Source organism: Bartonella callosciuri, assembly GCF_014203215.1.
Lineage (GTDB): Bacteria > Pseudomonadota > Alphaproteobacteria > Rhizobiales > Rhizobiaceae > Bartonella > Bartonella callosciuri.
In genome coordinates, this window is record NZ_JACHIM010000001.1 from 108,872 (window position 1) to 127,224 (window position 18,353).

The following is an 18,353-nucleotide window of genomic DNA, read 5'->3' on the forward strand; positions in this document are numbered from 1 at the left end:
ATAAATATTTGAGGATAAGTTAGCTATCCCATCGTCTGTGTAACCACGCCCATTGTCCCGGATATTCACGGACCCAACTCTCAACAATATCATTTAATTTTTGTATAGAAGCAGTTACATCGATTTCGTTTTTTTCATTAAGTGGAAGCTTTACAGGTTCATATAATTCTAAATGATGGCGTCCTCCAGGGAGGCGAATACAACGTGCTGGATAAATATCACAATCATATTGTCGCGCAAGTTTTATAATTAAGGGATTGGTTTTAAGGGGTCTATTAAAAAATGTTCCCAAAACACCTCGACGAAACTTTTGATCAATAAGCATGCCAACATTTTTACCTTCTGCTAACCTGGCTGCTAATGCCCAAGCTGCACCGGCCTTAGATGGAACGAGATGTCCCATAGAGGTTTGCCGAGCTTTAAGGACTCGTTTTGCAATATAGGGATTATTGGGTGGTCTAAATAACACTGTAATATTAAGACCAAAACGTTGTGCACATATAGGGAGAAGTTCAAAATTCCCGGTATGAGCTGTGAAAAAAATATGCGGTTTTTTTTCATTTTTTAATCGCTCAAATATTTCAGCACCTTTAACTTCAATAAGACCTGGTTTCTCTGCATGAGGATCAAAATCAAAAATTTTATCAAGGAAAATATACTCAGCTAGGAATTTTCCTATATTCTCCCACATTTCTATGGCAATTGCATGGAGTTCTTCTTCTGTTTTTTCTGGATACGCAGCTCTAAGGTTAGCAAGTGCGATTTGATGACGGTGTACAAGGGGACCAAATGTTTTTGCCAACCAAGAAAAGAAAGAAAATCCAAGATTGGCAGGAAAATATTTTAAAATAGATAGCAAACCAATGAGCAGATGTCCCCATAAAAAATAAAATGATTTTTTTGCTATTATTTTAATATGATACATAAAACTTTTAATATAAAACTTTATCATAATTTAATCGATTTTAAGAATAATTTTACCAAAAATATCACGACTTTCCATTCGTTTTAAAGCTGTATCAATTTCATCAAACCCAACAATTGTATCAATGACAGGATGTACAATTCCCTGTGCCATTTTCTGCATGGCGTTTTGCATATTTTCTATACGACAGCCAAAAGAACCGAATATCTTAAGTTGTTGCTGGAATAACTGCATAAGATTTAGTGATGCTGAAACACCAGATGTAGAACCACAGGTTACCAAGCGTGCTCCTCGTTTCATACACAATAGAGAACCGTTCCATGTATCAGCTCCTACGTGCTCAAAAACAACATCAACACCTTGTTTTTTTGTTAATTTACGCACGACGCCTTCAAAACGCTCTTTACGATAATTTATAACGTGATCTGCACCAAGGGATTGTGCTTTTGCAACTTTTTCATCTGAACCTACGGTCGTAATAACTGTACATCCCTTCTGTTTTGAGAGCTGAATGGCTGCTGAGCCAATACCCGAACCACCTGCTTGTATGAGAATTGTTTCACCTTCTTGTAGTTTTGCATTATCAAAAAGCATATGTTCTACAGTGCCAAAAGTAATTGGAGCAACAGCTGCTTGCAGTTCATCACATTCTGGAGGAGCTGGAAGCAATAGACGTGCTGGCAAATTAACAAGCTCACAGGCAAAGCCATCAAGATGAAAACCGTATACACCTTTTACCTGACTACAAAGATTATCTCGCCCTTTACAGCAAGCTTGGCATACTCCGCAGGTGTGTGCACCATAAATTGAAACGATCTGTCCAAGTTGTAAATTTTTAACATCAGTCCCCAATCGAATAACTTCACCGGAAGCTTCTGCGCCGATTATAAGTGGCATTTTTCTTTTAGCAAAGGCCATGCCACGCCAGCCCCATACATCAATATGATTAAGAGCAACGGCTTTGATACACACTGTTACTTCATCGGGGTTAGGGAGTAGTGGCGGGGCTATATTGGTGATTTCAAGCTGGCGCTCATTTAATAATTGCAGTGCACGCATTATCATCCCCCTTAAATGTTTATGACTATTAGGTTAAGTATGACCGAGTTTTATCAATATTGAAAGGATTATCCTTTATATGCTGTAATAACAAGGCTGGTATTTTGACCGCCAAATCCAAATGAGTTTGATAAAACCGCATTAACACAGGCTTTGCGGCTATGGTTAGGAACAACGTCTAAAGGGATAGCAGGATCCGGATCATCATAATTTATTGTGGGAGGAAGTATCCCTGATTGAATAGTTAAAAGCGAAAAAATAGCCTCTATGGCGCCTGCAGCCGTTAATGTGTGGCCAATCATTGATTTATTAGAAGAAACTGGAATATGTTTTAAAATATTACCGAAGACTGTTGACAAGGCGAGATATTCCATTTTTTCATTTTCGGGTGTTGAGGTCCCATGTGCATTAATATAGTCAATGTCATTGATCGTTATTTTTGCATCATTTAAGGCTTTGCGAACTGATTCAATTGCTGGCGATGCATCGGGTTTTGAACGCGTACGGTGAAAATCATCCGCTGTCTCTCCACAACCAGCTAAAATTCCTAAAATCGTTGCATTACGATCTAACGCGCTTTTGAGAGATTCGAGAACAAGAGCACCTGATCCTTCTGCCATAACAAAACCATCTCGGTCACGGCTAAAGGGTTTTGCTGCTTTTTCTGCTGGATCATTATGGGTTGAAAGAGCAGATAATAACGAAAAGCGAATAAGGGATTCGGCTGAAACTGAACCATCTGTAGCGATCGTAAGCGCACGATTTGTCTCTCCCCGACGAATAGCTTCAACACCTAATTGAATCGCTGTTGCACCAGATGCGCAAGCGGTTGAAAGGGTAACAGGAAGTCCCTTTGTTCCAAATTTTTTTTGAAGTTTTTCTGCAATTATACCAAATTGCGTGGTTTCAAAGAGTGCTTCGTGGGGAGTATGGCTGCAAACTTTAAGAAGGTGCGCATAGGAAGGCTCATCAATGAATGCTTCCTCTTGATCAAGAGTAAAACGCGCTGTCCACTCAAGCTCAACAGGAGGAGCTGCCAAAAATAAAGGGCCATTAAAGTTCGTTTTATCAAGAGCTGCTTGTTCTAAAGCTTCCTCGGCGGCAAGATCAGCGAGTTTTTCAGAGAGAGCTAAAACACCAAGCGTACTTTCTTTAAGAAAATCAACTGTTCCAGCAATACATGTCTTTAATCCCTCAATGGGAAAGCGTGTTATTTTATGGATGCCGCTAACACCACTTGTTAATTTTTGCCAATTTTCGTTTTTGCCTTGTCCCAGTGATGTTACAATCCCTGTTCCAGTTATCGCGACAAGCGGACGCCCAAAATGATCATTATATCTCACTATAGAAACTCTCCTCAAACAGCAGTTAGGCGAACTATACCTTCTGCTCTTTTTAGACCAATGGCCGTCACAAACGCTTCACGTATTTCTTTAGAAAAGGATTTTTCATGAGCACTTAGTGCTGGAAAACTACGTCTTTTTTTTACAGCAAGTGCAGCAAGCGCAAGTGCTAAAGGAAATTGTGCTTCCCGCATGTAACCAAATAATGTTGTAATACCACGGTAAAATACATCAGCACCCTCAAGAGCTTTTTGTTCTGCTTTTGTTATCTCATGAAAGCCTGAAGCAGCGGAAATGACTAAAGAAGATTCAACCTTCATTTTTTTCAACATTGTCGCAATTGATTCTTCAAGAGGAATTTTTGTTCTGTCTGTTTGATCCGTGATGATTTGGCTAATTTCAGCATAAGCATTCGCACGGCGTTTTTTTGCGTGTGATTCACTTTCAAGGACAAGAAAGATACCAACAGAGCCCGTTATAATACCGCCGCCAGGATAACTTTTACGATCCCACACTGGTGTCCACCCACTTCGTGTTAAAAGACCTCCAAGTTCATGGGCCAATAACATATCATAGCCTTGTGCATTATAGGAACTTCCCACCAATGCATGTGTACTCTGTCCTGATCGAATACGTGCTGCAGCAATTTGAAGTGCAGAAAGCCCACTGCCTTCTTCTCCCATAAACGTACGAGAAGATCCAGTTACTTTGTGAACAATTGAAATATTTCCAGCTAAAAGATTTGAGAGCTGTGCCAAAAACAAAGTGGGACGCAGTTCAGTCGAAAGGACAAAGTTTAACATGGTAGTATGATCAGTTGCTGTACGCGCTTGTGAGAGAATTTGTGTATCAACGGTAATATCACGTTCTCCTCCACCTGCTGCAACGATCATATCCATTGTCGATGTTAATTGTTCATTATTTTTCATGCCTGCATCATCAAGAGCAAGGCCAGCTGCATAGGTACCAAGACGTTGCCATGTTCCCATTTGTCGTTGATCACTTCTTTTGGGGATTTGTAAATTCCAATCAACTTCCTTTAGTTTATGGACAGTGTAGGGTGAAAAAGTTGTACAATCAAGGTTTGGTGTAACTGTGGGATCATTCAGGATATCCCAATGGTCATCAATTCCTTCACCTAAAGAGCTTATGAGTCCTATACCAGTGATGAATACAGATTGATCATACATGACGAAATAATTATTTAGGCTGTTTTAAAGCAACGAGTTCATCAATTTTTGCACAAAGGTTTTTAAGAACAAAGTATTCTTCAGTTGCAACTGTACCTTCGTTAACTTCTTGAGTCCATTGCTCAAGTGGAACTTTAATACCAAAAGCTTTATCAATAGCGAAAACAATATCAAGAAAATCAAGGCTATCGATTCCTAAGTCATCAATGGTATGGCTTTCCGGAGTAATTATATTGCGGTCAATTTCACTGATTTCTGCTATAATATCAGCAACTTTATCAAACGTAGAGGGCAATGCATACTTCCTTATTATAGAGTTGATAAATTCAGAATATACTTTAACATTATTCTTCTAGCCTTTTTTTTATTTAAAAGAAAGACTTAATCTAGAAGATAGCTGTCTTTTCTATAGGGTAAATATCTTTATAGTATAGGGAAATATTGTATTTAAAAGTCTTGAAAAAACTTTAAAATTTTATTTTGAGTTCATTTGTTTATTTCTTTACATTATCAAATCTTTTCCTATTTGCAGCAAGGACTGCAAGAGCTGTCATATTAACAACACCTCGTGAAGTTACTGAAGGTGTTAGGATATGTACAGGACGTGAGGCTCCGATTAAAATAGGTCCGACATGAAGCGCATTGGTTAGATTTTTCACGAGATTGAGTGTAATATTAGCTGCATCAAGGGTTGGAAACACAAGTAAATTAGCTTCACCTTTGAGGCGTGAATTAGGTAAAACACTATCACGAAAAACTTTAGAAAGTGCTGCATCACCATGCATTTCCCCATCAGCTTCTAAATTTGGGTATAATTCAGCAAGAATTTCGGTTGCGCGGCGCATTTTAAGCGCACTTTCTGTATTCTTTGAGCCAAAATTTGAGTGTGATAATAGCGCCGCTTTGGGAGTTATACCAAATGCTTCAATTTCTTGCGCTGCCAATAATGTCATTTCTGCTATTTCTTCTGCAGAAGGATCTTCATTGACGTAAGTATCGGTGAGAAAAAGAGTACGATGTGAAGAAATAAGCAAACTCACAGCCGAAAAGTGACGAACATTTGAATCAAGTCCAATCACTTGTTCAATCAACTCAAGATGACGCTCAAAACGTCCTTCTAAGCCACAAATCATTGCATCAGCTTCTCCACGCATTACTGCGAGGGCTGCAATCGCTGTTGTTGAGGTTCTCACGATTGTTTTAGCAACCTCTGGTGAAACACCACGTCTTCCTGTGTAATGAAGAAATAAGTTAACATAATCATGAAAACGTGGATCATTTTCTGGATTTATAAGTTCAAAATCTATTCCGGGGCGAATTCTTAGACCAAAGCGCTTTAGTCTTGCCTCTACGACGTGTGGACGGCCAATGAGGAGAGGAATTGCAGTTTGTTCTTCAAGCACAATTTGAGCTGCTCTAAGTACGCGTTCATCTTCACCATTGGCATAAATGACGCGTTTACATTTTGCTGTTTTTGCTGCCGCAAAAACGGGTTTCATTGTTAATCCAGAACGAAATACAAATCGATTAAGGATATCATGATAGGCTTCCATATCTTTAATTGGCCGTATTGCCACACCAGTTTCCATTGCTGCTTTAGCAACAGCAGGAGCAATGCGTAATATTAAGCGTGGATCGAAGGGGGAGGGAATAAGATACTCTGGACCAAAACTGGGTGGTTTTTTGGGGTATGCACGTGCTGCGACATCTGAAGTTTCTTCACGGGCGAGGGCCGCAATCGCATGAACTGCGGCCATTTTCATTTCTTCATTAATTGCGGTAGCACCGACATCTAGTGCACCACGGAAGATATAGGGAAAACAAAGCACATTATTGACCTGATTAGGATAATCAGAGCGCCCTGTGCAGATCATAGCATCTGGTCGTATAGAATAGACTTCTTCTGGCATAATTTCTGGTATTGGATTAGCAAGCGCTAAAATTAATGGATTTGGAGCCATTTTTTTGAGATATTCGGATTTTAAAACACCACCCGCTGAAACACCTAGAAAAATGTCCGCATTATCAATAATCTCAGATAAAGTTCGTGCATTAGTTTTTTGTGAATAGGTGGCTTTCCAACGATCCATAAGTGTCTTACGACCTTCATAAACAACCCCTTCTAAATCGCTAAGCCAAATATTTTTAACTTTTGCTCCAAGGCGAACCAAAAGATTAAGACAAGCTAGAGCTGCAGCGCCTGCACCTGAGACCACTATTTTTGCATTTTCAATTTTTTTTTCTGCAAGACTTAATGCATTTAATACGGCCGCAGAAACAATAATGGCTGTTCCATGTTGGTCATCATGAAAAACTGGAATATTCATTTGAGAGCGAAGTTTTTCTTCGATTTCGAAACATTCAGGAGCTTTGATATCTTCAAGATTAATGCCACCAAATGTAGGCTCTAAGGCAGATACAACTTCTACCATTTGTTCAATATTAGGTGCATCAATTTCAATATCAAAAACATCAATATTCGCAAATTTTTTAAATAAAACGGCTTTTCCCTCCATAACCGGTTTTGAGGCGAGTGGACCAATATTTCCCAATCCAAGAACAGCAGTTCCATTTGATATAACGGCGACTAAATTAGAACGGGAAGTATATTGAGCAGCAAGATTTGGATTTTTATGAATTGCAAGGCATGGTGCGGCGACACCTGGAGAATAAGCAAGAGCTAGATCACGTTGATTATCAAGCGGTGTTGTTGCTTGTATTTCTAGTTTTCCGGGTTTGGGGTGTTGATGATAAAAAAGTGCGGCACTATCAATTTCAGTTTTTTGTGAACTGAAATTACTGTTTCGTTTTGTAGACATTCTTATGATATCCAGGTTGGTGTAAGTTTATATGGGTGTTCCATCTACGATAAAGTTTTCTTCACTGATAGATCCTAATTTCTCTGAATACAAAAATGCATGAGTACGAGCAAATTTTTCTGGATCGTTTAACCAGTTCAATATTTCATTTTATTTGCACTAATAAATCTTTTCGTCGATATTAGCACAATTAGTCTTTTCTCCTTAACAAAAATTTGCAGAAGCTAGTCAGTTTTAAAAATAGAATACTTCTAACGATACATTACCAAGCAGTTGTTTTTTTTTCAATGCTGATGAGAAAGGAAACAACCGAAGAGAGTTGTTTATTCATTTAATCCGATCATCATAAGGATATGCTTTAATTACAATTTTATAAGTGAGTCCAGATTTATAGACTCTATTTGTAAATCTTAAACTGTTCCCTGTTAAATAAAGGTAAAAGAAACTTCTTTACGGCTGAAGTTATGCGCGATGCTGTAAATGTGCGAACAAAACGGAATTTGATACTGATAAAATGAGCCATATACGTATGTAGATAAATATATCTATTTCAATAAATAAAAGTTTAGTTAGAAAAATACATTCGAGCAGTTTATACATAAAATTTGTTTTTTCATAGCCTGTATATGAGAAGTAAAGTGGTGGTGAAGGGCGCTGACAAGGGAAGTTGGAGGAGAATTATACTTATTCTATGAGAGTCGTGGTTATTTAGCGATTGATTATGCTATTTAAAATAAGGGGCTTGCTTAGAATATTTAAAAAAAAATCGAATGCCAATCATCCATCTACTGTTTTATGCACAACACGACATTTATAATCGGTAGTTACATTATGATGAGCGGTTAATAAAACTGGAAAAGGAAAAAGTGGAAAAAACATCTTTTTCCACTTTTATTATTGTCTATTGTATACGGCCACTTGCATGAGCAAGCATAGTGTAAACCTTCCCAGTATCCGATATCAGATATTTCTGAACTGAATTGGAAGAACCAGCACTGCGTGATATATTACGGAGTAGTTTTTCAAAGTCTGCAATATATTGATTAACGGAACGTTTAAAATCAATATCGTTCATATATTTTTTCTTAATCATTTCAAACATCGTTTTTCCATTTAAAGTATACAGGCGTTCTGGCACGATGTTTTTTTGTTCACGCCTATAATGATCCCACAACTCAACGACAGCATTGTGGTTCATGGCTTGTACTATGCCTGCTGCTAATGAATTAAGAGACCCATTCGCAGGACGCGGTTTTGTCTGTACTGGTGCAAAAACAGCATCATCAGGTATCCCATCATACAAGGTTTCTTCACGCGAAGCTCTTTCTAGGAGATTCGATACCCATTTATTTTGCCTTTTTTTGCTTTGGTCTTGATGCAAAACAGGTTTAGGTGGCACTATCTTCTTGATAACTTCAGGGGAAGTACTGTCATTCCTAGTAAGTATAAATGCTTTAGAAACTGCTGGTATTAGCGGCTCCTTTGCATTTTTTTGATCACTTTTTTGCATAATGCTTATCAAGTCCTTTAATGCCGTAATTTGTTCATTTAGAGCCGTACGAATTGTTTGCGTTGTTTCTTTTGTTTTTTCTGGCAGTTTTTGGACATTCTCATCAATATCGTTATTAATTTTTGAAAGCTCCAAACGAACTTCATCAGCTGAGCGACGTATATTCTCTGCTGCTCCTGAAAAACGAGCTGAGGCTTCATTAATAAGCTTATTAAGTGATTCTTGGAGAAAATGTGTAGAATTACGCGCATTTTTATCAGTGCGTTCAAGAGCTAAGTTGAGAGCATTTTCATAATGTTCAATCAGTTGATTGATTTCATGAGATTTTGAAACAAGAGCATCGCTTAATGTGGAGAGCATGCTATGTTTCTCATCAAGTGTTGCACTGAATGAATTTTCAGACTGTTCAAGAACGTGAATAGCTTCAGAAAGTGTTTTAGCGTGTTTACCAAAACTATCTGTTATATGACTAATCTGCTCAAATGTGTTTTTTGATAGTCCTTGCAGAACCTCAATATTGTTATTGAGCGCTTGATTCGAGGCTGAAAAATGCTCTGCTAGTTGGTTTGTGTTGCGGAAAAAACTATTTGCAGTCTCGCTAAATTGACCATCAATGTTTTGAACTGCTGATAATAAAATATTACTATTTTCGTGGAAGTTATAAATTGATTGATTCAATTGTGCAATAATAGATGAAATGCTATTGACAAGGTTTTCCTTTATAGCAGTTACTGTTTGAAGTGTTTCAGAGTTGGTTTGTGTCAAGCTATTTACTAAAGATTCATTATGTGCATAAATCTTTTGTTCTGCATCTTGTGTTGAGAGGGAGAGTTGTTCACTGATATGTTGTGTTAAATGACCAATTGATTCCGTTGTATTTTGTGCAGCTTGATTTAAATGGTTGGTGAGCTCTGTGATTTTTCCAACATGTTCTGAAATTTGAATCGCTGTTTGACTTTTCGCTTCTTCTAAACGGCTGCTGACATTAGAAAGCTGATATTCTAAATTATCTTTAAGATTCTGCATGGAGTGATTAAGAACATTGTAGCGTTCGTTAAGGACTTCTTCAATTGCTGTCGTTGAAGTATGAATTGTTTCATTTAACAATGCTTGTGCATTGTAACTGGCCGTTGTGAAAGATTCAACAGTATAAGCTGTTTGTTCAGAGAGAACAGACAGAACTTTTTCACTGGTATCATAAACTGCTTGTTTAACATTTGATACAATGCGATTGCCAGACTCTGAAAAAATATTTTCTGCTTTCTCAGCAACATTTGTAATAGATAAGAGTATCTCTTCACCCGTAGAAGAAAGAATATCGGAGGCTTCTACAACTTTATTACGCAAGCTTTCTGTCACTATGTTAACAGAATCTTCTAATGTAATACGCATTTTATCAATGCTTGTTTCAAGAGCTTGTTGAGTCATCTGACTTTGTTCATTATTAAGCATGATAGATGTTTTTAATGTGTCAGAATGTTCCTCAAAAGCAGATGTTTGCATCTCGATGGTTTCACATACCTGGCCAAGTTTTTCGGATAATGTTTCCTCTAGGGTGGTTGCACGTTCAAAAATCTTGTGTGCACAAACTTCCAGATTCGTGTCGAACGATTCTATGCGTGTTTCAAGAGTGTCAAAAAATCTGCTGTTCGATTGTGAAAGGGTATTCTTGAGAATTTCGGCATGGCTTTCGAGATTTTTTATATGGCCTTGCACAGTTTCAGTAATGTTCTTGTTATTGGCAACAATTGCGCTCTCAACTAAGTCTATTTGCTGCTTTAGCGCGGCATCAACATGTATATCACTTTTGGTGATAAGATTATGGATTATTTCCATCCGTTGTTCGAGTGTGCGCGCTTGATCTGCAAGAACCTCGTTAAGAGAAAAACTATTAATAGCTAAAGAGTCACGCAAAGCATCAGCACGTATATCAATATTTCTAGCTTGCGCTTCTAATGCATCTTTCGTTGTATTGCAGCTTTGTGTAATAACTTCTTGTAGTTTCTCTGTGTATTGAACTATATTAGCAACATGATTTTCAGCAGTCCGATCAACAGTTTGGATATTATCAATCAAAACTCTTTCAATATTTGAAGTATTTTGAGAAAAAGTATCAATATGATTCTTTAATGTATCTGCAAATTTGTTCTTTTCGTTATCGAACATGTCTGCCATCAGAGCTCTTTGATCAGAAAGTTGTAATTTAAAATCTTGTGAACGCTCTTGTATTATATCAACAATAGCACTATCGACACGTTGAACCTCCTGCCTTAGCCGTTCTTTACTTTTGTCGATTGCAGAAAGAATAGTTTTATGTCCATTTGTAAACGCCTCGGTAATATCAGTTGTCCTTTCTTGGAGATTTGTAGTAATCCGCAAGATATGATCTTCTAGGAAATCACCAAGCTTTTCGGTACTGTTTTCTAGGGCTTGACTGCGAGCAATGAAGGATTCAATTATAGAATCGCTGCGTTGTTTAAGAGAAAGATCAACACTCGCTAAACGGTTTTCAAAAGTTTCAATCGCTTCTGAAGTTACATTATCAAATTTAGAAGAAAGCCTGTATGCTTGCTCGTCGAGCTGCATAATTTTTTCATCGAAATTCTGTAGAGACTGGTTGTTAAGATCAATAATGGTTTGATCCAGTGCTTTAAACTTTTCATCAACATTGTGCAGAACTTGATTTGTTGTTTCGTGTATATGTGTTGCAATTTTAGCAATATGCATTTCAGCTTTAGTAGCTGTTTCATTAAAGGTTTTCTCTATTTGTTTTTCATTATTATCAAAACGCTTGGAGAAACCATCAAAATTCTTCCCTAATTCGTGGAAAAACTCTGTGTTTTTTTTCTGAATTTGCGCTGTGGTTTCATTAAATTTTTTAACGAGCTGATTTGTTATGCCATCGCCTGCATAGGAAAGTTTTTCAACAAGATCTTCCCCTTGTTTTTGTAGAGTTTGAGAAAGAGTTTGTGTGAGCTTTTCAACATTGGTTACAATTTTAGAGGTAACCAAGCCAAATTCATCACTCAGTTGTTCTTGTGTTCCTTTAATTGTTGACTGTACCCGGTCAGCATGATTCAAGATGGCTATGCGTTCATTATTCAACTCTTTGATTAACGTATGTATACGCGATTCATTTTCAGCATAGGCTTGTTCTAGATTATGAACTTCCCCTTGTATGATAGCTTCAAGTTCAACAGCACGTCCAAGGGTGCGCTCTATCCCCTCATTCATTGCCGCTACTTCTTCACGAATGGTCTGTCCTATAGCGATAGCTTGTTTTTCAGATATATGTTGTGGTTCACTAAGACGTTGTGCAGCATTTGTCATAAGAAGAGCAATATTATGCAACTCATTTGAACGTTTTGTTAATTGGGCAAATCCCCAAGATATAAGGATAGGGATTACTGTTCCAGCTGTTACAGCTAGCCCTGTTGGGGATGTAACAAAGCTGGTGATATTCGACAAGGAATTGAGGTCAGTAGGCGCGAGCTTATGAGCAACAAAAGCACCTCCTGTTGCCCATAAAGCATTGAGAGCTGTTGTATACCAATAGATTCGAGAGGTAGAACGTTGCTTTAATAACGTAAAATTTGAAGGCGTTGTTATATCATCATTTGCAGGAAGAAGTTCCTTAGATAACAAGGTATTATTAACAGTTCCACCTGAAAGTTCAGATCTAGATTTTTGAGAAAAAAGCTGTTCAACAACGGATTCATCAATAACAGCGTTATCATGAATATCTGAGACAAGAGTTGAAGTACCATTTTCAGCGAAAGCTTCTTCTTCTGCCATTGCAATCTTTTGAATTAACTCATCTACATTAATAACATTTTCAGAATTATTGGATGATATCGTTTCAATCGCTGTGTCATCAAAATCAAAGTTCATAGCTTTTGAGAGGGCTTCTTCAACTTCAATTTCAAATGTTTGTAACTTGGTTCTGCGTGCCATACTCGCCTCGTACTCTTACAGACGGAAAAGGGATACGTCCTCCTCCAGATATACCTATACTAACCGTTAATTATTTAGAAAGGAATATGTTCAGGGCAAAATTTTAAAAACTTATCAAGATAAAGTTAACGCGGTTCCTTTAACTTGTTCAAAAATGATATAAAATATAATAAAAACAATATATTATTTGATTATAATAAAAATAATAATACTGTTTACAATTCTCACTTATTGGTAGAGTTTGGAGCTTGTTGTATTTGAGTTAAGCGTTATTTAATGACTGTTATGCGCGCAGTGTTTTAAAGAAATTTGGGGTCTGCAAATGCATTTATGTAGACGTGATCATAGTGCTCTTGAGGGGAGAGCGAGAATCACGTTTGAGAGGAATTATGAGTGGGGCGATTGCAAGGAAAATTGAAACAAGTTTTTGTTAAGGATGAATTATGTTCTACGGAGCTCATTTTATCGATTCTAAACAAGAAAAATAACCATTACACTCCCTTTAAGTGGATATAATATGAAAATATGGTACGCATCATAATGTCTTGGGATGCAAAATAAAGCTATCTTTACAGTAACTCATAAAGTGAATGTGCATAAAATTGCGTATTGGGTAATTGGTTTTCATAGGTTGTGATGTTCATTATTTTTAAAGAGTATTTTTTTCTCGATATTTAAGTTATCTTTTGCTAAATTTTAAAGTTCCTACGTTGACAATTGAATATTTTTCAGTCGATATGCGTGCACGAGTATTTTATGCAATTCTATATGAAGGTGTAAGAATAATGGCAGAACGATCACAACACCTGCAAGATGTATTTTTAAATACGGTACGCAAGCAAAAAATTTCTCTTACAATTTTTCTTGTAAATGGCGTTAAGCTAACGGGTATCGTAACTTCATTTGATAATTTTTGTGTTCTTTTGCGTCGTGATGGACATGCGCAATTGGTTTATAAGCATGCTATTTCTACAATTATGCCTGGGCAACCTGTGCAGATGTTTGAAGGTGAAAGTTCTGAATAAACAAGTCACTCACTCTAGACCTCTTATCCCATTTTATAAAGCGCTTAGATTGCCATGATAAATGAAAATGAGAGAGTTGGGGGATTTTCTTCAGAGGCTGTAAAACAGGTGCGTACTGTTGTTTTTGTACCGATTTGTCAAGAAAATAAAAGTGAAAGTGCTTTTGGAGGTTCAATATCTTCTCGAGTTAAAGAGGTGTTAGGGCTCGCACGTGCTATAAGGCTGAACGTTGTCCATTATGAAACGATTAATATTGCTGCACCTCGCCCTGCAACTTTGTTTGGAAAGGGCAAAGTGAATGCACTTGCTCATTATATAAGTGAACATTTTATTGAACTTGCGGTTATAGATTATTTCTTAACACCAATACAGCAGCGTAATTTAGAAAAATTATGGAATTGCAAGGTTATTGATAGAACGGCTTTGATTCTTGAAATTTTTGGAGATCGCGCGCGAACAAAAGAAGGGGTTTTGCAAGTTAAACTGGCCCATTTATCTTATCAAAAAAGCAGACTTGTGCGTAGTTGGACACATTTGGAAAGGCAACGTGGTGGCCGTGGTTTTTTAGGTGGTCCTGGTGAAACGCAGATTGAAGCGGATAAACGTCTTTTGCAAGAGAAAATTATTCGTATTCGTCGCGAATTGGAAACGGTTATTAAAACACGTGCTCTTCATAGAGCTAAAAGAAAGAAAACATCCCATCCTGTGGTTGCTCTGGTAGGATATACCAATACAGGAAAATCAACTCTTTTTAACCGTTTAAGCGGTGCGGATGTATTAGCAAAAGACATGTTGTTTGCAACGCTTGATCCAACTTTACGCAAAGTTATTCTTCCCCATGGAAAAACTATTCTTTTATCTGATACTGTCGGTTTTATCTCTAACTTACCAACTCATTTGATTGCAGCTTTTAGAGCAACTCTTGAAGAGGTTGTTGAAGCTGACCTTATTCTTCATGTGCGAGATATGTCAGATCTTGATCATCGTGCGCATGCCCAAGATGTTTTAGAAGTGCTTTCAAGTCTTGGTATTAATGTTGATGACACAGAGCATATCATGGAAGTTTGGAATAAGATTGATCTATTGGATGAGCAGGCATTAAATGTCTTGCAAACAAGTGCAAAAACACGGTTAAATCCTGCGATAATGGTGTCAGCACTCATAAGCAATGGGTTAGATCAATTATTAACAGCAATTGAAAAGCGAATTTTTGGAAAAATGCAAAACGTTGAGTGCCTCTTAAGGCCTTATGAAATGTCACTTATTGATTGGTTTTATGAAAACTCTGGTGAAATAATGCAGGAAGGACATGATGATGGTTCTGTTACCATTCGAGCAGTACTTACCTCTGAAGCAAAAAAACGACTAGATCATATCAAACAAAATATGAATTAATTTTTTTTGAAATATTGCTAAATATTTTTCTTAAATTTTACGTTTTCCTTACCTCGAAATAATATGAATTTAAGTTAAGAGGATAGTTACTACTTTCTCTTAAACAATAAATATGAAGTACTTTTTTTAAAAATAAATAAAGATGAGTCTTAACTGCGATAGAAAACTATTAATATGCAAAGTACAGCAAAACTTTTTTGTTGTTTTGCTATTAGCAGTGCTGTGTGCATTTTTGATTTTCTTATATTACTTTATTCATCCACGAGTTTATCAGGCAACCTTAACGTTTTCTTTATCTGATTCTGTAGGAAAGCCTTTGCCAATTGATAAACAAAATGATGTTGTTGCTTTTCTAATGTCGCGGCCCATATTGTTAAACGATTCAAACTTGCAGTTTTTTTCTTTAGATGATTCCCAAAAAAGAAATTTTCGTGAGAGTCTTCGTTTATCACGCAATGGGAATTCCATTGATCTCATTTTTGAAGCAGAAACACTTGAAGCTGCTCAACATGGATTAGAGACCTGGTTTTCGGCTTTTTCAAAAACAATTGTAAAACAGAAACAAAAATTACTGTTAACGGAACAGAAAAGGCATCAACCTTATGATAAGGCTAAGATATTCGATATAGTGCAGGAGTTTCGTTCATCTGTTGATTCTTTTATTTACCACAATGTAAAACAAATAGAGCTTAATGATCTTTCTGTGCAATTAACGGAAGCAACGTTGAAACGTATTCATTTAACGAGTTTGAACTCTACAATTAACGCGATGCGTAAAAATGGACAGTCTTTACTATCTCTATCGTTTATTGCAAGCAATTCAGCGATTGCTGCGCTAGAATCTAAACGTAACCTTTTGGAAACGCAAAGAGCACATATGGTTGCACAGTTGGGGTGGAAACATCCTCAAATTAATGCAATGACCGCTGAATTAGAGGTGGTCTCTCGTCAATTAAAAAATAAAATTTTGCAGATCGTCCATCAGGTTCATTCAGATGAGGTTATTGCAATAGAGTTTGAAGAACAGCTCAAAAAAAGAATTGGTCTTTTCGTAAAAGATCAGGCTCAATCTTTGAATGAAATGTTTAATGAGCTAGAAAATAAAATAAGGGCAGTGGTAGAGATACAAAACGAAGAGATAAGTAAGGGAACGTCTCTCTTAGAAAATATAAAGATTCATCTGGTTAAGCCAACAACGTTGGCAGAGGTTTCTTTTATGACCCTTTATGGAAAAAATATTATTTTTAGTGTCTTTACAAGTTTACTCATCCTATTAGGAGGAATGTTGTTATTTCATCAATGCTCTGCTAGAAAAGAAAATAAAACGGAAGGAGACTGTTTTAAAAATGGTGAGAGTACTTTAGAATCTCAGAAAAAGAATCTTGAGTCTTTTATTACAATCGAGGGATTATCTAATTTTTTAAAGTGCCGGACTTCAACAGTTATTTCAATAATTGGACCAGAGTCTGCACGGACCGCAGCAAAACTTTCTCTTCATCTTGTAAAAGAGCACAAAACAATTCTCTTGGTAGATATTTCTGGTCAGCAAATAGAGAAAGTTATTGGCCCACATCGAGGTTTAAGCGATATTTTAACGGGGGATGCTCAGTTGCAGGATGTTATTTATCGTGATTATGATACGGGGGTCGATATTCTTCCCCAGGGCTTAACGAGTGCTTTTGCCGCACAAGATTTTTCAAATAATATCCCTCATATATTACAAGAATTTCAAAAAGATTACGATTTTATCATTTTAGAAATGGCGAGTGAACCTAAATATGGGTTTGCCCAATTTGCAGGGTTAACAGATTATTATATTTGTAGTACTGCTCTTAAAGAACAAAATTGGATGATGCAAATGGTGAGTAGGTTTCCGAAAACTGTTTACCGTGTGATTGCATCATAAATATCGTAGAATACTCATCGCATCTTATAGTATGACCCTTGCTTTGTGATAAAGTTATAGTAAATATTAAAAATAGCTAAGATTTATAACGTTTAAATTTTGAAATAAGTTTTGGTTGGAGAAAGACGTGGGGCAGTCAGAGTTAGCCGTAAAGAAATTAGATGATAGCGTTTTGACGCCATTACAGAAAAAAAATCTAAAACAAATTCGAGTGTGGCTTTATTCTATTTTATTGCTTTGTTTGGCTATTGTTTTAGTGGGGGGGGCTACTCGCTTGACTGGATCAGGGTTGTCCATAACTGAATGGAAGCCAATTCATGGTGTTATTCCACCGATTGGTGCGGAGCAATGGCAAGAAGAGTTTTTAAAGTATCAACAGATAGCGCAATATAAACTGCTTAATCGTGATATGACATTAAGCGCGTTTAAGACGATTTTCTGGTGGGAATGGGCGCATCGCATTTTAGGTCGTCTTGTTGGTCTTTTAGCTTTATTAGGCCTCATTTGGTTTTGGGTGACAAAAAGTATTAAAAAAAATATTTTGCTTCAGCTTATCGTTGTACCAATTCTTATCGCATTTCAAGGGGTGATTGGTTGGTGGATGGTGGCTTCAGGTATTGGTCAAAGTAATTTGACAAGCGTGAGCCAATATCGTTTAGCATTTCATCTTATAACAGCATGTTTTGTTATTGTTTTTGTTACTTATTTATCTCGAGGGCTTACAGAATATTCAGAAAAACCAGCAAATCAAAGGGTTCAATATTTTGCAGGTTGGCTTGTTGTGTTCATTTTGATTGAGATTTATTTGGGTGCTCTGGTTGCAGGACTCCATGCTGGAAAAGTCTATAATACGTGGCCACTTATGGATGGTCAAATTATTCCTTATGGATTGTTGCAGCATAATCCTATTTGGCTTAATTTTTTCGAAAATCCTTTGACGGTCCAGTTTGTCCACCGTTTTTTTGCTTATTTTTTGTTTATTGCAGCAGTTATTCATGCTTTGTATTTACAAAAGAATGTTCCATACTCAACGCATTCTCGTCGTGCCTTTTTTATATGTGTTATGATAATTATTCAGGCACTCTTAGGTATTCTCACTTTGTTATATGAAGTTCCTATAAGTTTGGGGCTTATGCATCAGAGTGTTGCTTTAGCGATATTGTGTTTTTCGGTTGCACATTGGCGAGCAACAAAAGGAGCATATCATGCTGTTGAATAAAGGCTTGA

General features: G+C 36.9%; 11 protein-coding genes. 4 read left to right on the top strand and 7 right to left on the bottom strand.

Annotation, left to right across the window (positions count from 1 at the left end; all coding sequences use genetic code 11):
• Window positions 1-19 precede the first annotated feature (19 nt).
• The 7 genes from HNQ69_RS00500 to HNQ69_RS00530 form a co-directional block, all read right to left on the bottom strand.
• On the bottom strand, window positions 20-949 hold the full coding sequence (locus HNQ69_RS00500; RefSeq protein WP_183228407.1) for a lipid A biosynthesis lauroyl acyltransferase: 930 nt from the start codon (window positions 947-949) through the stop codon (window positions 20-22).
• Window positions 950-955: 6 nt separating this feature from the next.
• Entirely contained in the window at window positions 956-1,984 is a 1,029-nt protein-coding gene (locus tag HNQ69_RS00505) for a zinc-binding dehydrogenase (protein ID WP_183228164.1), read from the bottom strand.
• Window positions 1,985-2,052: 68 nt separating this feature from the next.
• Window positions 2,053-3,327 carry a beta-ketoacyl-ACP synthase gene (locus tag HNQ69_RS00510; RefSeq protein WP_183228165.1) on the bottom strand — a complete coding sequence of 425 codons (1,275 nt, stop codon included), beginning with the start codon at window positions 3,325-3,327 and terminating at the stop codon, window positions 2,053-2,055.
• Window positions 3,328-3,341: 14 nt separating this feature from the next.
• Window positions 3,342-4,517, bottom strand: a complete 1,176-nt coding sequence (locus HNQ69_RS00515; RefSeq protein WP_183228166.1) for a beta-ketoacyl-ACP synthase — start codon at window positions 4,515-4,517, stop codon at window positions 3,342-3,344.
• 10 nt (window positions 4,518-4,527) lie between these two features.
• Window positions 4,528-4,812 (bottom strand): acyl carrier protein, encoded by a 285-nt coding sequence (locus tag HNQ69_RS00520; RefSeq protein WP_183228167.1) that lies wholly within the window; start codon window positions 4,810-4,812, stop codon window positions 4,528-4,530.
• Between the two features lie 199 nt (window positions 4,813-5,011).
• Window positions 5,012-7,336: an NADP-dependent malic enzyme gene (locus tag HNQ69_RS00525; RefSeq protein ID WP_183228168.1), complete on the bottom strand. Its 2,325-nt coding sequence runs from the start codon at window positions 7,334-7,336 to the stop codon at window positions 5,012-5,014.
• Between the two features lie 901 nt (window positions 7,337-8,237).
• On the bottom strand, window positions 8,238-12,800 hold the full coding sequence (locus tag HNQ69_RS00530; RefSeq protein WP_183228169.1) for a hypothetical protein: 4,563 nt from the start codon (window positions 12,798-12,800) through the stop codon (window positions 8,238-8,240).
• A gap of 785 nt (window positions 12,801-13,585) precedes the next feature.
• Between HNQ69_RS00530 and hfq the strand changes: the two genes are divergently transcribed.
• From hfq to HNQ69_RS00550, 4 genes are all read left to right on the top strand, one after another.
• Window positions 13,586-13,825: an RNA chaperone Hfq gene (gene hfq / locus HNQ69_RS00535; protein WP_011179303.1), complete on the top strand. Its 240-nt coding sequence runs from the start codon at window positions 13,586-13,588 to the stop codon at window positions 13,823-13,825.
• A 54-nt stretch (window positions 13,826-13,879) separates the two neighbouring features.
• On the top strand, window positions 13,880-15,220 hold the full coding sequence (hflX, locus tag HNQ69_RS00540) for a GTPase HflX (RefSeq protein ID WP_183228170.1): 1,341 nt from the start codon (window positions 13,880-13,882) through the stop codon (window positions 15,218-15,220).
• A 142-nt stretch (window positions 15,221-15,362) separates the two neighbouring features.
• Window positions 15,363-17,126 carry a hypothetical protein gene (locus tag HNQ69_RS00545; RefSeq protein ID WP_183228171.1) on the top strand — a complete coding sequence of 588 codons (1,764 nt, stop codon included), beginning with the start codon at window positions 15,363-15,365 and terminating at the stop codon, window positions 17,124-17,126.
• Window positions 17,127-17,253: 127 nt separating this feature from the next.
• Window positions 17,254-18,345 carry a COX15/CtaA family protein gene (locus HNQ69_RS00550; protein ID WP_183228172.1) on the top strand — a complete coding sequence of 364 codons (1,092 nt, stop codon included), beginning with the start codon at window positions 17,254-17,256 and terminating at the stop codon, window positions 18,343-18,345.
• Window positions 18,346-18,353: the final 8 nt, after the last annotated feature.

Coding starts and splice junctions, on each gene's coding strand:
- HNQ69_RS00505 (WP_183228164.1), bottom strand. CDS start 1,984: ATGCGTGCACTGCAATTATTAAATGAGCGCCAGCTTGAAATCACCAAT.
- HNQ69_RS00515 (WP_183228166.1), bottom strand. CDS start 4,517: ATGTATGATCAATCTGTATTCATCACTGGTATAGGACTCATAAGCTCT.
- HNQ69_RS00525 (WP_183228168.1), bottom strand. CDS start 7,336: ATGTCTACAAAACGAAACAGTAATTTCAGTTCACAAAAAACTGAAATT.
- HNQ69_RS00530 (WP_183228169.1), bottom strand. CDS start 12,800: ATGGCACGCAGAACCAAGTTACAAACATTTGAAATTGAAGTTGAAGAA.
- hfq (WP_011179303.1), top strand. CDS start 13,586: ATGGCAGAACGATCACAACACCTGCAAGATGTATTTTTAAATACGGTA.
- hflX (WP_183228170.1), top strand. CDS start 13,880: ATGATAAATGAAAATGAGAGAGTTGGGGGATTTTCTTCAGAGGCTGTA.
- HNQ69_RS00545 (WP_183228171.1), top strand. CDS start 15,363: ATGAGTCTTAACTGCGATAGAAAACTATTAATATGCAAAGTACAGCAA.